This is a genomic window from Stenotrophomonas sp. PFBMAA-4 (genome assembly GCF_030053215.1).
Taxonomy (GTDB): domain Bacteria; phylum Pseudomonadota; class Gammaproteobacteria; order Xanthomonadales; family Xanthomonadaceae; genus Stenotrophomonas.
Window position 1 is genome coordinate 31,777 of sequence record NZ_JASGBW010000035.1, and the last position, 19,881, is coordinate 51,657.

The window sequence follows — 19,881 nt, forward strand, 5'->3', positions numbered from 1 at the left end:
CCCACCCCACAACCGCCTGAGCTTCGCCAGGAGAGCCATGTCCAGCAGTCAAACCCCGCACGCAGCCGCCCCCGGCGGCCATGGTCACGCCCCCCCGGCCGGGGGACTGGCGCTGATCATCGGTGCGATCGGCGTGGTCTTCGGCGATATCGGTACCAGCCCGCTGTACACCCTGAAGGAGGCGTTCTCGCCGCACTACGGGCTCAACAGCGACCACGACACCGTGCTCGGCGTGCTGTCACTGGCGTTCTGGGCGCTCAACATCGTGGTCACGCTGAAGTACGTGACCATCATCATGCGCGCCGACAATGACGGCGAGGGCGGCATCATGGCGCTGATGGCGCTGACCCAGCGCACCCTGCGCAACGGGTCGCGCTCGGCGTACGTGGTCGGCATCCTCGGCATCTTCGGTGCGTCGCTGTTCTTCGGCGACGGCGTGATCACCCCGGCCATTTCCGTGCTGGGCGCGGTGGAAGGCCTGGAGGTGGCGGCCCCGGGCCTGCATGCCTTCATCGTGCCCATCACGGTCGTGGTGCTGCTGGCTGTGTTCGCGGTGCAGCGCTTTGGTACCGAGAAGATCGGCAAGCTGTTCGGGCCGATCACCTCGATATGGTTCATATCGCTGGCCGCCATCGGCATCTACAACATCGTCGATTCACCGGAAGTGCTGAAGGCCTTCAACCCGTGGTGGGCCATCCGCTTCTTCATGGACCACAGTTGGCACGGCATCTTCATCCTCGGCGCGGTGGTACTGGCGGTGACCGGTGGCGAAGCGCTGTACGCCGACATGGGCCACTTCGGCGCCAAGCCCATCCGTCATGCGTGGTATTTCTTCGTGCTGCCATGCCTGGTGCTGAACTACCTGGGGCAGGGCGCGCTGGTGCTCAACCATCCGGAGGCGGTGAAGAACCCATTCTTCGAGGCCGTGCCGGACTGGGCGCTGTACCCGATGATCATCCTGGCCACCATGGCCGCGGTGATCGCCTCGCAGTCGGTCATCACCGGTGCGTTCTCGGTGTCGCGCCAGGCGATGCAGCTGGGCTACATCCCGCGCATGCGCATCAAGCACACCTCGCACGACACCATCGGCCAGATCTACATCCCCGGCATCAACTGGGGCATCGCGGTGATGGTCATCGGCCTGGTGCTGGCGTTCCGCAGCTCGTCCAACCTGGCCGTGGCCTACGGCATCTCGGTGTCGGCCACCATGCTCATCGACACCCTGCTGCTGGCCCTGGTGGCCCGCTCGCTGTGGCCGAAGGCGCGCAACTGGATCCTGCCCCTGTGCGTGGTGTTCTTCATCATCGACCTGGGCTTCGTCATCGCCAACGGCGCCAAGCTGCTGCAGGGCGCGTGGTTCCCGGTGGTGCTGGGCATCTTCCTGTTCACCATGATGCGCACCTGGCGCCGTGGCCGCGAGTTGCTGCGCGATGAGATCCGCAAGGACGGCATCCGCATCGACACCTTCCTGCCGGGCCTGATGCTGGCGCCGCCGGTGCGCGTGCCGGGCACCGCAGTGTTCCTCACCGCCGACCCGACCGTGGCCCCGCATGCGCTGATGCACAACCTCAAGCACAACAAGGTGCTGCACGAGCGCAACGTGTTCCTGCACGTGGAAACCCTGCCCATCCCCTATGCGATGGAAGGGCAGCGGTTGAAGATCGAATCGGTGGGCGACGAGTTCTACCGGGTCTATGTGCGCTTCGGCTTCATGGAAACCCCGGACGTGCCGCTGGCGCTGATGCGCTCGTGCGACCACGGCGGCATCTACTTCGACCCGATGGACACCACGTTCTTCGCCAGCCGCGAGACCATCGTCGCCACCGCCAACCGCGGCATGCCGATCTGGCGCGACAAGCTGTTCGCGCTGATGCACAGGAATGCCGCCCCGGCCACCGGCTTCTTCCGCATCCCGGGCAACCGCCTGGTCGAACTGGGTGCCCAGGTCGAGATCTGACCCCGATCGATCTGGTAGTGCCGGCCGCTGGCCGGCATCCCGCGATGCCTCAAATGCTCATGGGGTTGCCGGCCAGCGGCCGGCACTACCGTGCTTCCGGCCCCGGAATGCACCCATTTACCGCATAATCACGGCATGACCGACGATCGCATCATCGGCGCCGGCGCCACCCGCGAGGATGACGCCGCCGACGCCAGCATCCGACCCAAGCGACTGGCCGATTACCTCGGCCAGGCGCCGGTGCGCGAGCAGATGGAAATCTACATCCAGGCTGCCAAGGCCCGTGGCGACGCGCTCGACCACGTGCTGATCTTCGGCCCGCCCGGCCTGGGCAAGACCACCCTCAGCCATGTCATCGCCAACGAACTGGGCGTGGCGCTGCGGGTGACCTCCGGCCCGGTGATCGAGAAAGCCGGCGACCTCGCCGCGCTGCTGACCAACCTGCAGCCGCACGACGTGCTCTTCATCGACGAAATCCACCGCCTGTCGCCGGTCGTCGAGGAAGTGCTGTACCCGGCGATGGAAGACTTCCAGATCGACATCATGATCGGCGAGGGCCCCGCGGCCCGCTCGATCAAGATCGACCTGCCGCCGTTCACCCTGATCGGCGCCACCACCCGCGCCGGCCTGTTGACCGCGCCGCTGCGCGACCGCTTCGGCATCGTCCAGCGCCTGGAGTTCTACAGCGTCGAGGAACTGACCCGCATCGTGCGCCGTTCGGCGGCCATCCTGGCCATCGACTGCACCGCCGACGGGGCAGGGGAGATCGCCCGCCGCGCGCGTGGTACCCCGCGTATCGCCAACCGCCTGCTGCGCCGCGTGCGTGATTACGCCCAGGTCAAGGCCGGCGGCCATATCGACGAAGCCGTCGCACAGGCCGCCATGAAGATGCTCAAGGTCGACCCGGAAGGCTTCGACGAGCTTGACCGGCGCCTGCTGAAGACTATGGTCGACTACTTCGACGGTGGCCCGGTGGGCATCGAATCGCTCGCCGCGGCCCTGTCCGAGGAGCGCGGCACGCTGGAAGACGTGGTTGAACCCTACCTGATCCAGCAGGGCTTCCTGGTGCGCACCGCGCGCGGCCGCATGGCCACCCACAAGGCCTACCGGCACATGGGCCTGAAGCCCAAGAACCCGCCCCAGGACCTGTTTGCGGAGGTTCCCGATGTCGGTTGAGCCCCGATTCAGTTGGCCGACACGCATTTACTGGGAAGATACGGACGCTGGCGGGGTGGTCTACCACGCCCGCTACGTGGCCTTCATGGAACGGGCCCGGACCGAATGGATGCGCGCGCTGGGCTACGGCCAGGAGCGCATGCGCAGCGAGCACGGCATGGTGTTCGCGGTGCGTTCGATGCAGATGGACTTCATCAAGCCGGCCCGGCTGGATGACGCCCTGCAGGTGAGCGCCACCCTGGTCCAGCTGAAGAAGGCCAGCATGGTCTTCGACCAGCGGGTCGAGCGCGACGGCGAACTGCTGCTGTCGGCCCAGGTCCGCATCGCCGCACTGGACGCGGCCAGTTTCCGCCCGCGTGGCATGGACGAACCCGTCCTTGCCGCGCTGCAACCCTACCTCCACCCCGAATCCGAACTTTGAGGAACAACGGATGATCGCAACGCTCCTGGCCCTGCAGGCCACGGTCACCGAGGCACTGCCGGCCGATGTCAGCAATGCCGCGACCCAGACCCTTGCCCAGGCCACCACCGGCGGCGGCATCAACTACCTCGAACTGATGGCCAAGGCCAGCCTGCCGGTGAAGATCATCGTGCTGCTGCTGCTGGTCGGCTCGTTCGTCAGCTGGGTGATCATTTTCCGCAAGGCCCGCGTCTTCAAGCAGGCCACCCGTGAAGCGGACGAGTTCGAGAACCGCTTCTGGTCCGGTGCCGATCTGGGCAAGCTGTACAGCTCGGCCACCGACCGCAGCCGCAATGTCGGCGGCCTGGAAGCCATCTTCGAAGCCGGCTTCCGCGAGTACAGCCGCCTGCGCGACAAGCGCCGCCTGGATGGCCGCGCGCAGCTGGAAGGTGCCCAGCGCGCCATGCGCACCACCTACACCCGCGAAGTGGACCAGCTCGAGCGCAACCTCGAACTGCTGGCCAACATCGGCTCCACCGCCCCGTACGTGGGCCTGGTCGGCACCGTGTTCGGCATCATGGTCACCATGCACGACATGATCAGCAGCGGCGCCCAGGCCGGTATCGCCGCCGTCGCGCCGGGCATTTCCGAAGCGCTGTTCGCTACCGCCATCGGCCTGTTCGTGGCCATCCCGGCGGTGTGGGCCTACAACCGCTTCACCACCCGCGTGGAGCGCATGTCGGTGCGGTTCGAGACCTTCGCCGAAGAGTTCAGCTCGATCCTGCAGCGCCAGAGCGCTGGCGACGAGTAAGCGACTGACCCGGGAGTCCAAGCCATGTCCGCTGCCATCGGTCGCCGCAAGCGCCGCAAGCTGAAATCGGAAATCAACGTCGTTCCTTACATCGACGTCATGCTGGTGCTGTTGATCATCTTCATGGTCACCGCGCCGCTGCTTACCCTGAGTTTCGATGTCGACCTGCCGCAGTCCAACGCCAAGGCGCTGGAAAGCAAGCAGGACCCGGTGATCGTCTCGGTACGCGAGGACGGCCAGCTGAGCCTGAAGCTGCCCGACGCCAAGGAGCCGGTCGCGGTCAGCGCCGAGGAACTGGAAGGCCGCCTGGCCGGCATCGCCGCACAGGACAAGGGCGTGCGCGTGATCGTCGCCGCCGACCGTGCCGTGGCCTATGAAAAGGTCATCGCGGCGATGGATGTCATCAAGCGCGCCAAAGTCGACAAGGTAGGCCTGGCCACCGATGCACGCTGACACCCTGCCACCGCCGCACAAGCAGGAACCGGGCTGGGGCCTGCCCCTGGGCCTGGCCGTGCTGGTGCACCTGCTGGTCGCGCTGGTCTTCATCGTGGCCTGGCTGTGGTCGCCGGAACGCAACACCGAAGCCGCCGCCGGCGATCCGTCGGTCGAGGCCAGCCTGGCGCTGTCCTCCGCCGAGGCCGCCGCCGCGCGCCAGGCCCTGCGCCAGTCGGAAAAGCTGGAAGACCTGCCGCAGCCGGTGCCCGAGCCGGTACCGGTCGCCGTGCCCGAAGACACCATCCCGCCGCCGCAGCCGATCGAGGCGCCGCGCCCGCAGGACGCGCCCACGCCGCAGCAGCAACAGGCGCAGGAGCGCGTGGCCCAGCCGGACACCAAGGATCAGGATGCCGCCAACGCCCTGGCCATCTCGCAGGAGAAGGCCAAGCAGGAGCAGGAAGCCAAGCGCCGCCAGGAACAGATCGACCTGACCGAACGCAAGCGCCAGGAAGAAGCCGAGCAGAAGGCACGCCTGGCCAAGCAGCAGGAAGAAGACGCCAAGAAGAAGATCGCCGACCAGCAGAAGGTGGCGGCCGACAAGGCCGAGGCCGAGCGGCAGAAGAAGATCGCCGACATCCGCGCCAAGCGCGAGCAGGCGGAAAAGGAAGCCAAGCTGGCCGAGCAGAAGCTGCGCCAGGTGGCCGCCGCCCGCAACGCGGCAGGTGCGGCCCCGGCCGGCAGCACCAGTGCCGCGCAGCCGGCCGCCGGTGGTGGTGGCACCAGTGATGATCTTGCCGCCAAGTACGCTGCCGCCATCCAGGCCAAGGTGCTGGCATCGTGGAGCCGTCCGGACAGCGTGCCGCTGGGCCAGAAGTGCCAGATCACCATCAACCAGCTGCCCGGTGGCACGGTGCGCAGCGCGACGGTCAGCGGTAGCTGCCCCTACGACGAGGCTGGCAAGCGCTCGATCGAAGCGGCCGTGCTGAACGCCCAGCCGTTGCCGTACCGGGGGTTCGAGTCGGTCTTCGCCCGCACCATCAACTTCACCTTTACCGCCCAGGATCGCTGAGGCCGGTATCCGGGTGGCCCCGGTGGGGCTGCCCGGCTGACGTTCGCCATGAAGTTAACGGGGCGTGAGAGGCGGGGCGCGTACTGACCCGGAATTCACGTACCCTTGGTTCATGATTGCGAAGCGGTTCACCCCCGTTTTGTTATCCATCTGTCCGGTTTCCCCTTTATTGAGCGCTCCATGAAGAAGATGCCTCGCTGGCTTGCCGTGTTTGCGGCCCTCTTGCTGCCTTTCGCTGCCTTCGCGCAGCAGAAGGGGCTGGATATCGACATCATCGGCGGCAATGCCTCCGCGCTGCCGATCACCGTCGTGCCCATGCCCTACCAGGGTTCGGCCGGCGCCCCGCAGACCGATGTGGCCGGCGTCGTCCGCGCCGACCTGGAGCGTTCGGGCCAGTTCCGCACGCTGCCCGAAGCACAGATCGTGGAAAAGCCGACCCGTGGCGGCGAGATCCAGTTCCCGACCTGGCGCGCGCTGAAGCAGAACTACATCGTGGTCGGCCGTGTCATGGACGCCGGTGCCGGCGCCTACCGCGTCGAGTACGAACTGTTCGACGTGCCCAAGGGCGAGCGCCTGCTGGGCCTGGCCATGACCGCCCGCGGCAACGCCATGCGTGACGTCGCCCACCAGATGGCCGACGCCATCTACGAGAAGATCACCGGCGTGCGCGGTGCCTTCTGGACCCGCATCGCCTACGTCACCGCCAGCGGCAAGGGCGATGCCATGCGCTATGCGCTGATGGTCGCCGACTCGGATGGCTACAACCCGCAGACCATCGTCCGCTCGGCCGAGCCGCTGCTGTCGCCGTCGTGGAGCCCGGATGGCGGCAAGCTGGCCTACGTCAGCTTCGAGCGTGGCAACTCGGCCATCTACATCCAGAACATCTCCACCGGCGCCCGTGAGCTGGTCACCAGCTTCCGCGGCATCAACAGCGCCCCGGCCTTCTCGCCGGACGGCCGCAAGCTGGCCCTGACCCTCTCGCGTTCGGGCAACCCGGAAATCTACGTGATGGACCTGGGCAGCAAGCAGCTGACCCAGCTGACCAACCACTTCGCCATCGATACCGAGCCGACCTGGGCCCCGGACGGCAGCGCGGTGTACTTCACCTCCGACCGCGGCGGCCGTCCGCAGGTCTACAAGGTGGGCGCCGGCGGCGGCAGTGCCGAACGCGTGACCTTCCAGGGCAACTACAACGCCAAGCCCTCGGTGTCCTACGACGGCAAGAAGATCGCCGTGGCACAGGGCTCGGGCAACAGCTACAAGATCGCGGTGATGGACAGCTCGCTGGGCTCGGCGCGCTGGAACACGCTGTCGGTGGGCTCGCTGGACGAGTCGCCGAGTTTCGCCCCGAACGCGAGCATGGTGCTGTACGCCGCGCGCGAAGGTGGCCGTGGCGTGTTGTATGCCGTCTCGGCGGATGGGCGTGTCCGCCAGCGCCTGGTGCTGGCCGATGGTGATGTGCGCGAACCGGCATGGTCGCCATACCGTACCCAGCGCTAAAAGAGTGTTAATATTTTCGCTGTATTGACCCCTCATCGGCCTAGGAGCCACAAAGGTATTGCCATGAACAAGTCCACCCGCGTTCTGCTTGTTTCCCTGCTGTCTGTGGCCGTCCTGGCCGGTTGCTCGAAGAAGGTGAAGGAAGAGCCGGCAGCCCCGGTTGACACCGGCACCTCGACCACCGCCCCGACCGGTCCGTCCACCTCCGGCCTGTACGGCCCGGGCGACCTGGACACCGACGCCTGCCTGCGTCAGCGCGTTGTCTACTTCGATCTGGACAAGGAAGACGTGAAGCCGGAATTCCAGGCGATCATGGCTTGCCATGCCAAGTACCTGCGTGACCGTCCGTCCTCGCGCATCACCCTGCAGGGCCACACCGACGAGCGCGGTTCGCGCGCGTACAACCAGGCCCTGGGCGAGCGTCGTGGCAACGGCGTCAACTCGGCCCTGCAGGCCAACGGTGGCTCGGCTTCGCAGCTGACCGTCGTGTCCTACGGTGAAGAGCGTCCGGTCTGCACCGAGTCGAACGAGTCCTGCTGGTCGCAGAACCGTCGCGTCGAAATCGTCTACACCGCGCAGTAATCCATGCGCATTGGCATCAAACTGATGCTGGTCGTTGCGGCAGCCCTCGTGGCTGCCGCACCGGCGCATGCACAGCGGCAGAGCCTGGCCGACCGTGTCGGTTCCCTCGAGCAGCAGATGTACAACAACAGTGCCAACCAGGACCTGTTGAACCAGATCAACCAGCTGCGCCAGCAGGTCACCAGCCTGCAGTCGACCCTCGAGCAGATCCAGCACGAAAACGCCCAGCTCAAGCAGTCCTCCCAGGACCAGTACCTGGATCTGGACGGCCGCCTGAACCGGTTGGAAGGGGGCAATGCAGCGCCCGCCCTGCCGCCCGTTCCGGCTACCCCGTCGAAGGCCCCCGCGGCCCCGGCGCAGCCCAGTGCAGCGGCCACTTCCGAGCGGCCGCCTTCGGTGCATGGCGACCCGGGCAGCCTGGCGGCCACCGGTGACGAACGCACCTCGTACAACGTCGCCTTCGATGCGCTGAAGGCCGGCAAGTACGATGATTCGGCGCAGCTGTTCCTGAGCTTCCTGGAGCTGTACCCCAACGGCGTCTACACCCCCAACGCGCTGTACTGGCTGGGTGAGAGCTACTACGCCACCCGCAATTTCCCGATGGCCGAGACCCAGTTCCGCGAACTGCTCTCGCGTTATCCCACCCACGACAAGGCCCCCGGCGGCCTGCTCAAGGTTGGCCTCTCGCTGTATGGCGAAGGCAAGGTCGACCAGGCCCAGCAGACCCTGGAAACCGTCGTGGCGCAGTACCCGGGCTCGGACGCCGCGCGCACCGCGCAGGACCGCCTGCAGTCCATCCGCCTGGGCCGGCAGATCCGCTGAGCCGCTGACCGGGCGTACAATGGGTGCCCTGTAGAGCCGAGCCCATGCTCGGCTGCTTTCGTTTCCGGCGACGACAAATCGGTCGCCCGTCCCCTGAAGAATTGTTTGCCATGACCGCCGTTTCCCCGTCCGCCGCCGTCGCTACCCCCAGCGAGATCGTGCAGTCGCCGCTGCCCCGGCTGAAGATCACCGAGATCTTCACCTCGCTGCAGGGCGAGGCCGATACCGCCGGCTGGCCGACCGTGTTCGTGCGCCTGACCGGCTGCCCGCTGCGCTGCAACTACTGCGACACGGCCTACGCCTTCCACGGCGGCACCTGGTGGGATATCGACGACATCGTGGCCGAGGTGCTGGCCCAGGGCGTGCGCCATGTCTGCGTGACCGGCGGCGAGCCGCTGGCGCAGAAGCGCTGCCTGGTGCTGCTGCAGAAGCTCTGCGATGCCGGCATGGACGTCTCGCTGGAAACCTCCGGCGCGCTGGACGTCAGCGCGGTCGACCCGCGCGTGTCGCGCGTCGTGGACATCAAGACCCCGGGTTCGGCTGAAGCCGCGCGCAACCGTCTGGAAAACCTGCCGCTGCTGACCGCGCGCGACCAGATCAAGTTCGTCATCTGCAGCCGCGAAGATTACGACTGGGCCAAGGGCATGCTGGCAGAGCACGACCTGGTGAAGCGCTGCACCGTGTTCTTCTCGCCCAGCAAGGGCGAGATCACCGCGCGCCAGCTGGCCGACTGGATCGTTGAAGACCGGCTGCCGGTGCGCTTCCAGATGCAGCTGCACAAGATTCTGTGGAACGACGAGCCGGGCCGATGAGCCCGGGCGTGGTGCCCTGATGTAGTTCCGGCGCGGGACAGCGTGCTGGCTTTCCCCACCCAACCGGATGTTTTACCCATGAAGAAGGCAGTCGTGCTTCTCTCCGGCGGCATGGATTCAGCCGCCGTCATCGCCATGGCCCAGGAACAGGGCTTCGCCGTGCATGCCCTGAGCGTGCGCTATGGCCAGCGCCACACCTCCGAGCTGGACGCCGCCGTGCGCGTGGCCAAGGCCCAGGGCGTCATCGCCCACAAGACCGTGGACGTGGACCTGCGCAGCATCGGCGGCTCGGCCCTGACCGATGACATCGACGTGCCCGAAGCGGGCGGCGAGGGCATCCCGGTCACCTACGTGCCGGCGCGCAACACCATCATGCTGTCGCTGGCCCTGGGCTGGGCCGAAGTGCTGGGTGCCAACGACATTTTCTGCGGCGTCAACGCCGTGGACTATTCGGGCTACCCGGATTGCCGCCCCGAGTTCATCGCCGCCTTCCAGGCGCTGGCCAACCTGGCCACCAAGTCGGGTGTGGAAGGGGCGGGCATCACCGTGCACGCACCGCTGCAGTTCCTCAGCAAGGCGCAGATCGTCACTGAAGGCGTGCGCCTGGGCGTGGATTTCGGCCTGACCGTGTCCTGCTACAACGCCGACGCCAATGGCGCCGCCTGCGGCCACTGCGATGCCTGCCGCCTGCGCGCGCAGGGCTTCGCCGATGCCGGCGTAGCCGACCCGACGCTGTACGCCTGACGGCCCCTCGGTGGGTGCGAACCGGCTCTTGGTGGGTGCGAACTGCTCCCCCGGTGGGTGCGAACCGTTGGTTCGCACGCCCTCCGCTGTGCTGTGGTGGGTGCGAACCGTTGGTTCGCACGCTTTCCGCCGGGCATGGCCCGGCGCTACCGGTGTGCTGTGGTGGGTGCGAACCGTTGGTTCGCATGCCCTCCGCCGGGCATGGCCCGGCGCTACCGCTGTGCTGTGGTAGGTGCGAACCGTTGATTCGCACGCTTTTGCCTTCCCACCCAGCCATCAAAGTAGGTTAAAATGCCGACCCCGCCGAAAGGCAGGGCATGCACGGGCCGTTAGCTCAGTCGGTAGAGCAGAAGACTTTTAATCTTTTGGTCAATGGTTCGAATCCATTACGGCCCACCATTCTTTTCAATGAGTTAGGGGAGATGCTGTTGCATCGCCCCCGTTGCCACTAGGCTACGGTTGCCGTTTGGTTGCCGTTGGCGACGGCCTTGACCCATGCCTCGACCTCGGCAGCGACCCACACGGCGATGCGCGGAGTGATCTTCCTCGACGGCGGGAACCGTCCCTCAGCCATCAATCCGTAGACCGATGACTTCGACAGGCCGGTGATGGCCTTCACGTCTGGAAGTCGTAGCAGGCGACTCATGCGGCCACCTCGGCCACCCGGACGGGGGTAACGGCGCTGTTCGGTTTCAATGAAGGGGCCTCGAAGATTTCTACAATATTTCGGGCGTCCTGCTTCGACGGGCCTTCGGTGACCAGCAGGTTGTTCCAGCGCAGGTTGAAGCGGTCGCCATCTACGTACCGGACACGGTTACCAGGCATGGCGCATGCGACCAGCCGGGCGGCGATGGTGGTCCTGCGTCCACCCCGCGTGGCGACGTAGGGAGTGGCGTTAGCGCCCACGGTGACGCACCAGTCCGGGTGGTATCCGTCGGCGATGATCCGGCGGTAATCCTCGGCGTACAGGGAGGCGGTTCCTCGACCGTTCGCCAGTGGCACCTCGGCGACCTCGTGGCCCTCTTCAAGGCGGAAGCGGACGGCGCGGCGCGGTTCAGTGGTCTTCATTCTCAATCTCTCAGCAATAGATGCCCGTCACCGGTCTGTTCGGACCAGTGGTCAGGGAATGTGTTGTGGGTCATGCCCGGCTCATGCCTGGGCGGAATGTGGACACAGGCGGGTCACCCGCGTGCGTCTTTAGGTTGACTCGGCTTAGGGGGGTTCGCCCTATGGTCGAATGCAATCGCTGGTGTCCCAGCTCTAGCCTGATTTGGGACAGTGGATCAGGTGTCCCGCGTGGACACTTCGGTGTCGCTGGTGTCTCAGCTCTAGCCTGATTTGGGACAGTGGTTCAGAACTCAGCGGCTCTTACGGCTGGTCCTTCGGGGAACCTTGGCAGTATCCCGACCTCGTCCATCATGGCGAATCGGTGATCGTCTGCGATCAGTCCCTCGTACACCTCGGCGGCCTCGTCGGGGGCCAGCGGCTCAATCGCCTTCAGCACTGCGCGCTGGGCCTTCAGAATGCGTCGGGCGCGCTTCTGATCCACCGAGAGCGGGTCATCAGGCATCTGGTGCATGTACTTCCAATGCGGCCATTGCGACCACGGATCGAGAGCTGAACCGGGGAACTGGCTCAGGTCAATGGTCTCCAGCATCGACAGCATCCGCGCTGCCGATGACTTCGATACTCCGAACTCCGCTGCCAGCTTCCTGCACGACGGCAGCAGCTCCTTCGGTAGCGTCCCGCGATTGCTCAATCGCCCCAGCTCCTGCCAGACCACCTCGGTCAACTGTTCCGGCTCCAGCGGCAACCTCCGATCCCTGAGGTTCACCCTACGCGCCTGCACGACGGCCTGCGCCATCGTCATTAGTCGGACTCTGCCCGGAATCGTGGTCCTCCTGGCAGCGTGGTAGGCATGCAGGCGGTGGTGCCCGTCCACGACCAGCAGTCGGTCGTTGACCTGTGCCACCCAAATCGGCTCCAGATGGACCTCCAGTCCACCTCCCAGTGTCCGCGAGAGCGTCCTGACGTGGTTCTCGCTGGCCTTCTCGGCAGCGGTGCGTCGCCGGATCGGCAGGGCGACCGTCGAGCGGGCCTGTAGGTGGTCTTCGGTGTCGATGTTGGCAATTGGCAGCTCCGAGGTCGGGATCATCTCCCACTCGGTATCGTTCATTCGTTCCATTCGCCTGACCTGTCACTGGTCAGCCGGGCGGCCGATCAGTCCGAGGATGTAGTCGAGCGCTTCGGCGTTGGTGACGGTCCTGCGGTGCTGGTCGGACAAATGGCGCTGCCACAGCTTCAAGACGTCGAAGCCGGGGACGGTGAAGGATAGGGTTCGTTCGATCAGTAGCATTGGCATTCTTGTAGGTGATGAGGGTAGTGGGTGGCGCGGACGGTCGTGCCTACACCCGGTAGGACGGGGGCGTTGCGTCTATGGTCCATAACATTGACCGAGGACGTCCGTCGAAGGTGGGGGGTGTTCGCCGAGGGTGCGTGGTGAAGCCCCCGCCTTGGGGCAGGGCTAATCCGTCTACAGTCGAATGGAATCGTCCGCCATGGTCCCCAACGTCTGCCACGGGTGGGCGTAACTCGCCCCGGCTGGTAGATATCCCCCGGCCCCCGTGGACCAAAAAGACAGATCAGGCCGAGCGCGCGCGTAGAGCGGTGACCGTCGCGGCTTCCTGCACCAGCATCCGCTCCAGCGTCTCCAACGCCGCCAGCTTCTCGGCCACGTAGTCGTGTCGGTCGTAATGCCTCGTCTGCACACCGCTAAGGCCGTGCGACTGCAGCTGGCCCCGGACTTCCATCGACACACCAGCGCCTGCCAGACGGGTCTCGACGGTCCTACGCAGGTCTCCCAGCGTGAACCTGCCGCCCGGCAGTTCGCCTGCCTCCAGCATGGCCTCCACGACGCCCGCGAGTCTCTTCGAGAGCGCCGACGGGTCCACCGAGGTGGTGCCAGCGGTGACCGTCCAGATGTACTCTCCAAGCCGCTCCGGGGCCATGTGCGCGATCAGGTCCATGGCTGCATCGGTCAGCGGGAGCAGATGGACCCGGGCCTTCGACCTCCTACCTTTTGGGTCGAGCATTCGCATCGTCCTGGCCTCGGTGTCCACGTCAGCCGTGGTCAGCCGTCGCAGCTGTTCGATCCGCTGGCCGCCCGTGAGCAGATGGAAGCGCAGCGCCGGGCCGTACCCGCCTTCGACGGTCTCCAACCTGCGCCAGTAGGCCCGCAGCTCCGGCAGCGACAGTGCGCGGTCCCTTGCGTTGGCCGCGCCCTCGACCGTCAGCAGGTCGCGCGCTGGATTGGTCGTGACCCGCAATGCTCGCAGCGCTGGTGTGGCCGACGGGTCCTGCCGCGCCCTGATGGCCGCCGAGAATGCCGACTGGATGTAGGAGCGAACCCGGGCAGCGGTGCGCCGATGACCGAGCTGGACGATGCGGCCCACAATCTCCAGCAGGTCCTCCAGCGTCACCTGCGCCACTGGCAGGGCCGTGATGGCAGGCCACGGGCCGCTGACGTGCAACCGCAGCGTTGCCCGGACGTCCCTCGCGGAGACCTTCCCTGCCGCTTCCAGCGCGTCGCAGTACGCCTCCAGCAGGTGGCCGAAGGTCCGTTCGGTCTCATCCTCCGCTGCCTGCTGCCGCTGGCGTCGATTCTGCGCCTGCTCGTGGTTGAGGATGCTGCGTATATCGCGCTCGCCCGCCCTGTAACGAGCCGACAACTCCAGCGCTCGCTGCCGCGCCTGCGCTAGCGTCATGGAAGCGAGGTCGCCAATCGGGAGCGTGTCGCGCTTCCCGCCGCCGTCCACGTACCGGAAGTAGAACAGGGTCGTGGTCGCGGTCCTACGCGCCAGTAGCGTGCCAGCGCCCCTCGCTCCTCCGTCTGAGAGCCATGCGCCGATGGTGGAGGTGGTCAGTTCGCGGTGAGTGAGTGCCATGCAGGTTGCCGTTCGGTTGCCATTGGGGTTTGGAACTGGCTGGACCCCAGCGAACGCCGATCCACTCCAACTCCCTGATTTCGCTGATCTTCCTCGGTCTCACGCGACCTCGGCGACCAACCGAGGACGGCACTCTACCTGCCTTTTAATCTTTTGGTCGATGGTTCGAATCCATCACGGCCCACCAATGCATGCAAAGAGAAGACGCCCCTGAGGCGTCTTTTTTTTTGCTCCGCAAACGCCCTTCTGGGGCGCCCGGCTGTTCATGCCACACGCTCAGTGTTGGGCTTGGCCAAGGTGCCGACCAGGCAGGCGCGATCGAGCACGGAGAGAGCCTCGTGAGGGTGTCGGTTGGTCGCGCTCTGAATCACATCCGTCGAGCGGCGCAAAGAAGCGTAGCCCGGATGCCATGAGGCGCTGATCTGCTATTGCGCAGATTGATCAATCCGCGCCGCGAAGTCGAAAGGCAGGCTATTCAGGCGAGAGTGGAAATCGCGGCTCGGTCGAACGGCATACTTGCGCCCCCATGTCGTAGCAAGGAGCAGTAATTACATGACGTTTGTTGAATTGAAGCGCGTTGGCGCCATGCTTGCTGCCACGGTGGCTCTGGGGATTACGTCGGTCCAGGCAGCCGAAAAATCGGGCGCAACGCAGGGGAATGCGGCGACGCCGGCATCAGCAAGAGCAGACGGGGTCAATCCTCCAGAACGCTGGTACTACCTGGGCAGCAGTGCGTCATCCAAGACCTATATCGACAGGCAGCAGAAGCTGCGACGTGAGGGTGACACCGTCACGATGTCGATCCGCCAGGTGCTTGATACCGTACCCGACGATCTCAAGGTTCACCCCCGGACCCGATACATGGACGTCCGATCACGCTATGACTGCAAGAAGCACACCGTGGCGCACCTCTTGAGTATTGAACTCAGCGCAGACAACGAGTACCTCGGGGGCGAACCCAGGCCGCTCGATCCTGTGCCGGTGCATGCGGGCACACTGAATGCCGCGGTGATGGACGTCGCCTGCTCGGCGGGTTGAGCCCGCGCCAGGCTTCAGCGTTGCGCGGCAATCGGCTGCGCAACACCGCTTGATGATGTTGTCCGTGCGTCAGCGCGGACCCATCCGGCCTGATTGACCACCGATGCAACGTGGCCTAGTTCGGGTCGGCACCCTTGGTTTGCGCTGCACTGCGATCTGCCGCCGCCTGCGCGGCAGCCGCCGCCGCATTGGCAGACCGCGCCGCCGCAGCATGATCCGCATCGAACTGTGCCTGTCGCTGGGAACTGTGTCGCCGTTCAAGCTCAATCGCGGCGGTGAAACTGTCGGGGTACTTCGCGGCACACGCATGCTGCACCAGCAGCACGGCACGGCCACTCAGGCCGGGCTGGATGTTGGCCAGTACGCAATCGGCGTACGGCGAGGATGAGGCCGGGCCTGCGGCCAGTGCGGCGATGATCAGTGCATTCAACATGCGAACCTCCTTGTAATTGACGACTTGACTGTAAATCGGTCCGGCCCACGCAGGGGCCGGCGTGCGATGGCGATGCGGCTACTGCGGCCGGATATCCCGGCACACCAGTTCGGCCAGGCCGCGGCAGGCCAGCAACATGCCGTCCACCACGCCCTCATCCAGGTGCCGATCAGGCGTTGCCAGCACGCGGCAACGTTCGGCGGCGTGCAGCATTTCCGCCACGGTCAGCATGCCGACGGCGGCGCGCTCGACACGCGCGAGATCCTGCGCGCGGCCCGGCAGCAGCTTGGGTTCCGGCCAGCCCAGGCCGTCGGCGGCGTCTCCATCGCGGATGCGTTTGAGGCATCCCCAGAAAGTGCTCAGATCGGGCGCGGGGTTGCCGTCGTTGGCGGCCTCGTTGACGACGGTGTGGATGGAGCGGGACGCTTGGGGCGGACGCGGGTTCATCTCGTTTTCCTCGGCACTAGGGCGGAAACGCCACCGCGCGGATGCGGGTGGCGGACGGTACGTGGCTGCAAGCCCGGAAGACATCAAGCAATTAACCGGCGGGTCCGAAGACCCCCACGCACCGCCCGCCATAGAGGCCGACGGATCACCCGCCGGCACGGTCCGGAGACAGTGCCGACGGGTGAGCGCAAACAACATGCTTGATGTCTCCCCGGGCTTGCAGGCCCGGTGCCACCCGTTGTCGGTGGCACAGCATGTTGGTTACGCCCGCGCCTGGATTTCAATCGGAGTTTTCTGAAACTCTGCCGAGTGCAGGCGCGTACAACTATTGTCGCAGGCACGTTTGGCGCAGCAAACGACAGGACGCGACGCATCTGCTGGAACGCGTGGCGGATCGCGCTGAGAAATGGCGTAAATCGCAGTGTGCGGGCCATTCGGTGTGAAGCTGCTCGTGTATGGCTGGCTTCAATATTTCTTTCGAAGGCGGTCGGGCGAGCGCGTCTGGCGGCTGATTTTCAGTGCAGATGCGACAGGGGTGGGGCGACTGTTGCTGCGCCAACGGCAGCCGAGCGTGGGCTCGGCTCTACCGGGGGATGTCGCGTGGTGGGGCATCCACGCATGGCGTGGATCTACTTGCGTCGGTTGAGGACAATCGCTGCGATCACGCCGGCGATGCAGAGCGGGATCAGGATGACCGCCAGAAGGATGAGCCAATGCCAGATGCTGAATCCACCCATGTTCCAACTCCTTGTAGGAAACGATGCAGGGTAGCATCGCACAGCGCCATCGCTGCCAAGAGCGCGTTATGCTCGGCATCTTTCCCAGGACGGGTTGCTCCATGCGCTTGATCGTGCTGTCGCTGTTGTTGTCCGCCGTCGCGGCGACGCCGCTGTGGGCTGCCGAACCGGCACCGGCTGCACAGGCAGCGCCGGCCACGCCGCTGGTGATCGGCGAAACCTTCACCCTCGAATCGAAGGCGCTGGGCGAAACCCGCCGCATCAACGTATACCGTCCGCAGCCCTGGGGCCTGGACCCGAAGACACCGTTGCCGGTGCTGTACATGCCTGACGGTGGCATCGGTGAGGACTTCCTGCACGTGGCCGGCCTGGTGCAGGTGCTGAGCGGCAACGACAGCATGCGCCCGTTCCTGCTGGTGGGCATCGAGAACACCGAGCGCCGCCGCGACATGACCGGCCCCAGCAGCGACCCGGAGGACAGGAAGATCGCGCCGCGTATTGGCGGCTCGGCGGCCTACCGTGCCTTCCTGCGCGATGAGCTGATGCCGCAGGTGCGCCAGCGTTACCCGACCACCGACGAGCGCGCGCTGATCGGCGAATCGCTGGCCGGCCTGTTCGTGGTGGAAACGCTGCTGCAGGAGCCGACCCTGTTCAACAGCTACATCGCGCTCGACCCCAGCCTGTGGTGGAACAAGGGCGCGCTGCTGGCCTCGACACCGAAGCTGCAGCCGGCGGTGGCCAAGGCCACGCCGCGCGTGTTCCTGGCCAGCAGCGGGCAGCCGGAACTGGCGCAGACCACGCAGCAACTAAGCACGCTGCTGCACGGTGCCTCGCCCTCGCTGCAGGTCGACTATCAGCCGTTCCCGCAGGAAACCCACGGCACGGTCTACCACCCGGCGGCGCTGCAGGCGCTGCGCACGCTGTTCCCGGCGCACCCGCCGGTGCAGCCTTGATCGCGTCGATGGCCACAGGAGAAACACGGATGAAGCACGGACGTGGATGGAGTGCGCTGATGTGCCTGGCGCTGGCCGGGTGCGCGATGTCGGTGGCACCACCGGCCGCGCAGGACACACCGAAGCAGGGCACGGCAACAGCCACCGCCACGCCCGGCGTGGTGCTGCCCGATACCGAAGCGCTGCGCGTGCACGACCCGGTCGGCCGCGACTACCCGATCTGGGTTGCGCTGCCGGCCGACTACGCCGCACACCCTGAAAAGCGCTACCCGGTGCTGTACGTGACCGATGCGCTGTACAGCTTTCCGCTGGTGCGCAGCGTGCGCAACCTGGTGGGGCAGCAGGGCGTGAACATCGAGAACTTCATCCTGGTCGGGCTGCCGCCGCAGGAAGGCCTGACCTCCAAGCAGAGCCGTTCGCGTGATTACACGCCCAGCGATCCGGTGCGGAAGGCTGACGGTTACTACAGTGATGACGTCACCTACGGCGGTGCCGAGCATTACCGCGACTTCCTGGCCGCAGAGGTGCTGCCGATGATCGACGCGCGCTACCGCACCGATCCGGCGCGACGCGCGTTTGCCGGCCATTCCTATGGCGCGCTGTTTGGCGCTTATGTGCTCACCACCCAGCCGGACCTGTTCAGCACCTACATACTGTCCAGTCCTTCGCTGTGGTTCGACGAACTGCTGCTGCCGCGCATGCAGGACAACGCCGTGGTTCCGGCACAGCCGACCCGCGTGCTGCTGTCGGTGGGCAGCTACGAAACGGTCAGGCCGGGGCCGCGCTATTCCACCGGCAACGACATGCTGCAGCAGGCCGCTGACTTCACTGCCCAGCTGCAGCGTGGTGGCCGCAAGCTGCAGGTGGACAACGTGGTGATCGATGGTGAGGACCACCTGACGGTCTACCCGCGGGTGATCACCCGCGCGCTGCTGGAGGTGATGCCGGGTGAGGGGCCGTACACCGGTGGCTGAGGATCATGGGTGCGAGCCAATGCCGCACGAACTGGTTGCCAGGGTGGAAGCCCTGCTGGCTGAGCATCCCAGCCTGCGCGGGCAACCGGCAACGGACGCCGAGATCGAAGCGGCCCAGCAGATACTCGGTACCGTGTTTGCGCCGCAGTACGTGGCCTTCATCAAGCACTTCGGCGGTTCGTTCGGCGGCGTGGATATTCATGCGTTCGCGAACGGTTCGTTGATCGGGCGTGAGACCGTGACCGAGCTGACCCTGGGGTTCCGTGAGCGTTACGGCGACGACGTGTCGGATCACCTGCGCACTGCGCTGGCTGTTTCCGATGATGGTGCCGGTAATCCTGTTCTGATATCTGCCAGAGGTGAAATCATGCTTTACCTGCACGATGAGGGGGAGGTGGAGATGCTCTTCCCCTCGCTGTACGACATGATGAACGCGTGGCTGCCATGAGCCTGCATCTGACGGCCGACATGGAACTGCTGAAAGAGCGCTTCATCCGCCGCGTGCGCGAGCATGGCGAGGTGTGGGGCCTGCGCAGCGAGGCGCGCGGGTGGGCGTACTGCCCCTCCAATGACGGCGACGAGGACGTGCTGGTGTTCTGGTCCGACCGTGCATATGCCGCACGGCATGCGGTGGACGAGTGGGCGGATTACGTGCCTACCGTCATTGCGCTGGAGGCCTTCATGCAGCGCTGGCTGCCGGGCATGCAGCGCGACGGTGCCTTGGCCGGTGTCAATTTCAATGCTGATCTGGCGGGCCTGGAACTCCGCCCTGAGGTCCTGCTGGAAGCGCTGCGGTAGATCCACGCCACGCGTGGATCAATGGGCCTTACGCCCCCTGCGCGTCCGGGCTGGTCGACGGTCATCCACGCATGGCGTGGATCAGGGCTTCAGGCGTCCTGCGCGTCCGGGCCGGTCGACGGTCATCCACGCATGGCGTGGATCTACTTCAGTGTCAGTAGATCCACGCCACGCGTGGATCAGGGCTTCAGGCGTCCTGCGCGTCCGGGCCGGTCGACGGTCATCCACGCATGGCGTGGATCTACTTCA

At 65.8% G+C, this 19,881-nt stretch carries 23 protein-coding genes and 1 tRNA gene; 17 read left to right on the forward strand and 7 right to left on the reverse strand.

The annotated features are described in order from the left end of the window. Window positions 1-37: 37 nt before the first annotated feature. The 12 genes from QMZ26_RS18185 (at window position 38) to QMZ26_RS18240 (ending at window position 10,707) form a co-directional block, all read left to right on the forward strand. Window positions 38-1,957, forward strand: coding sequence for a potassium transporter Kup (locus QMZ26_RS18185; protein ID WP_234455822.1), 1,920 nt, complete (start codon window positions 38-40; stop codon window positions 1,955-1,957). A gap of 135 nt (window positions 1,958-2,092) precedes the next feature. Then, the gene (ruvB, locus tag QMZ26_RS18190; RefSeq protein WP_079222898.1) at window positions 2,093-3,133 is read left to right on the forward strand and encodes a Holliday junction branch migration DNA helicase RuvB; all 1,041 of its coding nucleotides are present in this window, start codon (window positions 2,093-2,095) and stop codon (window positions 3,131-3,133) included. Further along, window positions 3,123-3,554, forward strand: coding sequence for a tol-pal system-associated acyl-CoA thioesterase (gene ybgC / locus QMZ26_RS18195; RefSeq protein ID WP_079222897.1), 432 nt, complete (start codon window positions 3,123-3,125; stop codon window positions 3,552-3,554). The genes ruvB and ybgC overlap by 11 nt, the downstream gene beginning before the upstream one ends. Before the next feature lie 10 nt (window positions 3,555-3,564). Beyond that, window positions 3,565-4,344, forward strand: a complete 780-nt coding sequence (tolQ, locus tag QMZ26_RS18200) for a protein TolQ (RefSeq protein WP_079222896.1) — start codon at window positions 3,565-3,567, stop codon at window positions 4,342-4,344. A 24-nt stretch (window positions 4,345-4,368) separates the two neighbouring features. Beyond that, window positions 4,369-4,797, forward strand: coding sequence for a protein TolR (gene tolR, locus QMZ26_RS18205; RefSeq protein ID WP_079222895.1), 429 nt, complete (start codon window positions 4,369-4,371; stop codon window positions 4,795-4,797). Continuing rightward, the gene (gene tolA / locus QMZ26_RS18210) at window positions 4,787-5,848 is read left to right on the forward strand and encodes a cell envelope integrity protein TolA (protein ID WP_283222259.1); all 1,062 of its coding nucleotides are present in this window, start codon (window positions 4,787-4,789) and stop codon (window positions 5,846-5,848) included. Before tolR ends, tolA begins: the two co-directional genes overlap by 11 nt. Window positions 5,849-6,028: 180 nt before the next feature. Next, window positions 6,029-7,348, forward strand: coding sequence for a Tol-Pal system beta propeller repeat protein TolB (tolB, locus tag QMZ26_RS18215; protein WP_079222893.1), 1,320 nt, complete (start codon window positions 6,029-6,031; stop codon window positions 7,346-7,348). A gap of 63 nt (window positions 7,349-7,411) precedes the next feature. Then, window positions 7,412-7,930 (forward strand): peptidoglycan-associated lipoprotein Pal, encoded by a 519-nt coding sequence (gene pal, locus QMZ26_RS18220; RefSeq protein WP_079222892.1) that lies wholly within the window; start codon window positions 7,412-7,414, stop codon window positions 7,928-7,930. A 3-nt stretch (window positions 7,931-7,933) separates the two neighbouring features. After that, the gene (ybgF, locus tag QMZ26_RS18225) at window positions 7,934-8,752 is read left to right on the forward strand and encodes a tol-pal system protein YbgF (protein WP_283222260.1); all 819 of its coding nucleotides are present in this window, start codon (window positions 7,934-7,936) and stop codon (window positions 8,750-8,752) included. 110 nt (window positions 8,753-8,862) lie between these two features. Then, a complete protein-coding gene (gene queE, locus QMZ26_RS18230; protein ID WP_108760530.1) occupies window positions 8,863-9,564 on the forward strand; it encodes a 7-carboxy-7-deazaguanine synthase QueE in 702 nt (233 codons plus the stop codon). A gap of 78 nt (window positions 9,565-9,642) precedes the next feature. Continuing rightward, on the forward strand, window positions 9,643-10,308 hold the full coding sequence (gene queC / locus QMZ26_RS18235; RefSeq protein WP_200733577.1) for a 7-cyano-7-deazaguanine synthase QueC: 666 nt from the start codon (window positions 9,643-9,645) through the stop codon (window positions 10,306-10,308). A gap of 323 nt (window positions 10,309-10,631) precedes the next feature. Continuing rightward, a tRNA-Lys gene (locus tag QMZ26_RS18240) sits at window positions 10,632-10,707 on the forward strand. 49 nt (window positions 10,708-10,756) lie between these two features. Here QMZ26_RS18240 and QMZ26_RS18245 read toward each other — a convergent pair. The 5 genes from QMZ26_RS18245 to QMZ26_RS18265 form a co-directional block, all read right to left on the reverse strand. Then, window positions 10,757-10,954, reverse strand: coding sequence for an AlpA family phage regulatory protein (locus tag QMZ26_RS18245; protein WP_099596985.1), 198 nt, complete (start codon window positions 10,952-10,954; stop codon window positions 10,757-10,759). Then, on the reverse strand, window positions 10,951-11,376 hold the full coding sequence (locus tag QMZ26_RS18250) for a hypothetical protein (protein WP_099596984.1): 426 nt from the start codon (window positions 11,374-11,376) through the stop codon (window positions 10,951-10,953). The genes QMZ26_RS18245 and QMZ26_RS18250 overlap by 4 nt, the downstream gene beginning before the upstream one ends. Window positions 11,377-11,659: 283 nt before the next feature. Further along, complete coding sequence (locus QMZ26_RS18255; protein ID WP_158230241.1) at window positions 11,660-12,484, reverse strand: ParB N-terminal domain-containing protein; 825 nt, start codon at window positions 12,482-12,484, stop codon at window positions 11,660-11,662. A 21-nt stretch (window positions 12,485-12,505) separates the two neighbouring features. Beyond that, on the reverse strand, window positions 12,506-12,664 hold the full coding sequence (locus tag QMZ26_RS18260; RefSeq protein ID WP_158230240.1) for a hypothetical protein: 159 nt from the start codon (window positions 12,662-12,664) through the stop codon (window positions 12,506-12,508). A 286-nt stretch (window positions 12,665-12,950) separates the two neighbouring features. Further along, entirely contained in the window at window positions 12,951-14,252 is a 1,302-nt protein-coding gene (locus QMZ26_RS18265) for an integrase family protein (protein WP_099596982.1), read from the reverse strand. 552 nt (window positions 14,253-14,804) lie between these two features. Between QMZ26_RS18265 and QMZ26_RS18270 the strand changes: the two genes are divergently transcribed. Then, window positions 14,805-15,290, forward strand: coding sequence for a surface-adhesin E family protein (locus tag QMZ26_RS18270; RefSeq protein WP_283222261.1), 486 nt, complete (start codon window positions 14,805-14,807; stop codon window positions 15,288-15,290). A gap of 115 nt (window positions 15,291-15,405) precedes the next feature. Here the strand turns inward: QMZ26_RS18270 and QMZ26_RS18275 are convergent, their stop codons facing one another. Next, window positions 15,406-15,723, reverse strand: a complete 318-nt coding sequence (locus QMZ26_RS18275; protein ID WP_283222262.1) for a hypothetical protein — start codon at window positions 15,721-15,723, stop codon at window positions 15,406-15,408. A gap of 78 nt (window positions 15,724-15,801) precedes the next feature. Further along, window positions 15,802-16,170, reverse strand: coding sequence for a hypothetical protein (locus tag QMZ26_RS18280; protein ID WP_283222263.1), 369 nt, complete (start codon window positions 16,168-16,170; stop codon window positions 15,802-15,804). 838 nt (window positions 16,171-17,008) lie between these two features. Between QMZ26_RS18280 and QMZ26_RS18285 the strand changes: the two genes are divergently transcribed. From QMZ26_RS18285 to QMZ26_RS18300, 4 genes are read left to right on the forward strand one after another with little or no spacing between them, the layout of a single operon-like run. Continuing rightward, window positions 17,009-17,860: an alpha/beta hydrolase-fold protein gene (locus QMZ26_RS18285; RefSeq protein ID WP_283222264.1), complete on the forward strand. Its 852-nt coding sequence runs from the start codon at window positions 17,009-17,011 to the stop codon at window positions 17,858-17,860. 29 nt (window positions 17,861-17,889) lie between these two features. Beyond that, window positions 17,890-18,834, forward strand: a complete 945-nt coding sequence (locus QMZ26_RS18290; protein WP_283222265.1) for an alpha/beta hydrolase-fold protein — start codon at window positions 17,890-17,892, stop codon at window positions 18,832-18,834. A gap of 19 nt (window positions 18,835-18,853) precedes the next feature. After that, on the forward strand, window positions 18,854-19,282 hold the full coding sequence (locus tag QMZ26_RS18295) for an SMI1/KNR4 family protein (RefSeq protein WP_283222266.1): 429 nt from the start codon (window positions 18,854-18,856) through the stop codon (window positions 19,280-19,282). Further along, window positions 19,279-19,632, forward strand: coding sequence for a DUF2750 domain-containing protein (locus QMZ26_RS18300; protein ID WP_079222883.1), 354 nt, complete (start codon window positions 19,279-19,281; stop codon window positions 19,630-19,632). Before QMZ26_RS18295 ends, QMZ26_RS18300 begins: the two co-directional genes overlap by 4 nt. The last annotated feature ends 249 nt before the right edge of the window (window positions 19,633-19,881 follow it).

Coding starts and splice junctions, on each gene's coding strand:
- QMZ26_RS18270 (WP_283222261.1), top strand. CDS start 14,805: ATGACGTTTGTTGAATTGAAGCGCGTTGGCGCCATGCTTGCTGCCACG.
- ybgF (WP_283222260.1), top strand. CDS start 7,934: ATGCGCATTGGCATCAAACTGATGCTGGTCGTTGCGGCAGCCCTCGTG.
- ybgC (WP_079222897.1), top strand. CDS start 3,123: ATGTCGGTTGAGCCCCGATTCAGTTGGCCGACACGCATTTACTGGGAA.
- ruvB (WP_079222898.1), top strand. CDS start 2,093: ATGACCGACGATCGCATCATCGGCGCCGGCGCCACCCGCGAGGATGAC.
- QMZ26_RS18295 (WP_283222266.1), top strand. CDS start 18,854: ATGCCGCACGAACTGGTTGCCAGGGTGGAAGCCCTGCTGGCTGAGCAT.
- QMZ26_RS18255 (WP_158230241.1), bottom strand. CDS start 12,484: ATGAACGATACCGAGTGGGAGATGATCCCGACCTCGGAGCTGCCAATT.
- QMZ26_RS18280 (WP_283222263.1), bottom strand. CDS start 16,170: ATGAACCCGCGTCCGCCCCAAGCGTCCCGCTCCATCCACACCGTCGTC.
- QMZ26_RS18285 (WP_283222264.1), top strand. CDS start 17,009: ATGCGCTTGATCGTGCTGTCGCTGTTGTTGTCCGCCGTCGCGGCGACG.
- tolQ (WP_079222896.1), top strand. CDS start 3,565: ATGATCGCAACGCTCCTGGCCCTGCAGGCCACGGTCACCGAGGCACTG.
- tolA (WP_283222259.1), top strand. CDS start 4,787: ATGCACGCTGACACCCTGCCACCGCCGCACAAGCAGGAACCGGGCTGG.
- pal (WP_079222892.1), top strand. CDS start 7,412: ATGAACAAGTCCACCCGCGTTCTGCTTGTTTCCCTGCTGTCTGTGGCC.
- tolR (WP_079222895.1), top strand. CDS start 4,369: ATGTCCGCTGCCATCGGTCGCCGCAAGCGCCGCAAGCTGAAATCGGAA.
- tolB (WP_079222893.1), top strand. CDS start 6,029: ATGAAGAAGATGCCTCGCTGGCTTGCCGTGTTTGCGGCCCTCTTGCTG.
- QMZ26_RS18185 (WP_234455822.1), top strand. CDS start 38: ATGTCCAGCAGTCAAACCCCGCACGCAGCCGCCCCCGGCGGCCATGGT.
- queE (WP_108760530.1), top strand. CDS start 8,863: ATGACCGCCGTTTCCCCGTCCGCCGCCGTCGCTACCCCCAGCGAGATC.
- queC (WP_200733577.1), top strand. CDS start 9,643: ATGAAGAAGGCAGTCGTGCTTCTCTCCGGCGGCATGGATTCAGCCGCC.
- QMZ26_RS18245 (WP_099596985.1), bottom strand. CDS start 10,954: ATGAGTCGCCTGCTACGACTTCCAGACGTGAAGGCCATCACCGGCCTG.
- QMZ26_RS18300 (WP_079222883.1), top strand. CDS start 19,279: ATGAGCCTGCATCTGACGGCCGACATGGAACTGCTGAAAGAGCGCTTC.
- QMZ26_RS18275 (WP_283222262.1), bottom strand. CDS start 15,723: ATGTTGAATGCACTGATCATCGCCGCACTGGCCGCAGGCCCGGCCTCA.
- QMZ26_RS18250 (WP_099596984.1), bottom strand. CDS start 11,376: ATGAAGACCACTGAACCGCGCCGCGCCGTCCGCTTCCGCCTTGAAGAG.
- QMZ26_RS18265 (WP_099596982.1), bottom strand. CDS start 14,252: ATGGCACTCACTCACCGCGAACTGACCACCTCCACCATCGGCGCATGG.
- QMZ26_RS18290 (WP_283222265.1), top strand. CDS start 17,890: ATGAAGCACGGACGTGGATGGAGTGCGCTGATGTGCCTGGCGCTGGCC.
- QMZ26_RS18260 (WP_158230240.1), bottom strand. CDS start 12,664: ATGCTACTGATCGAACGAACCCTATCCTTCACCGTCCCCGGCTTCGAC.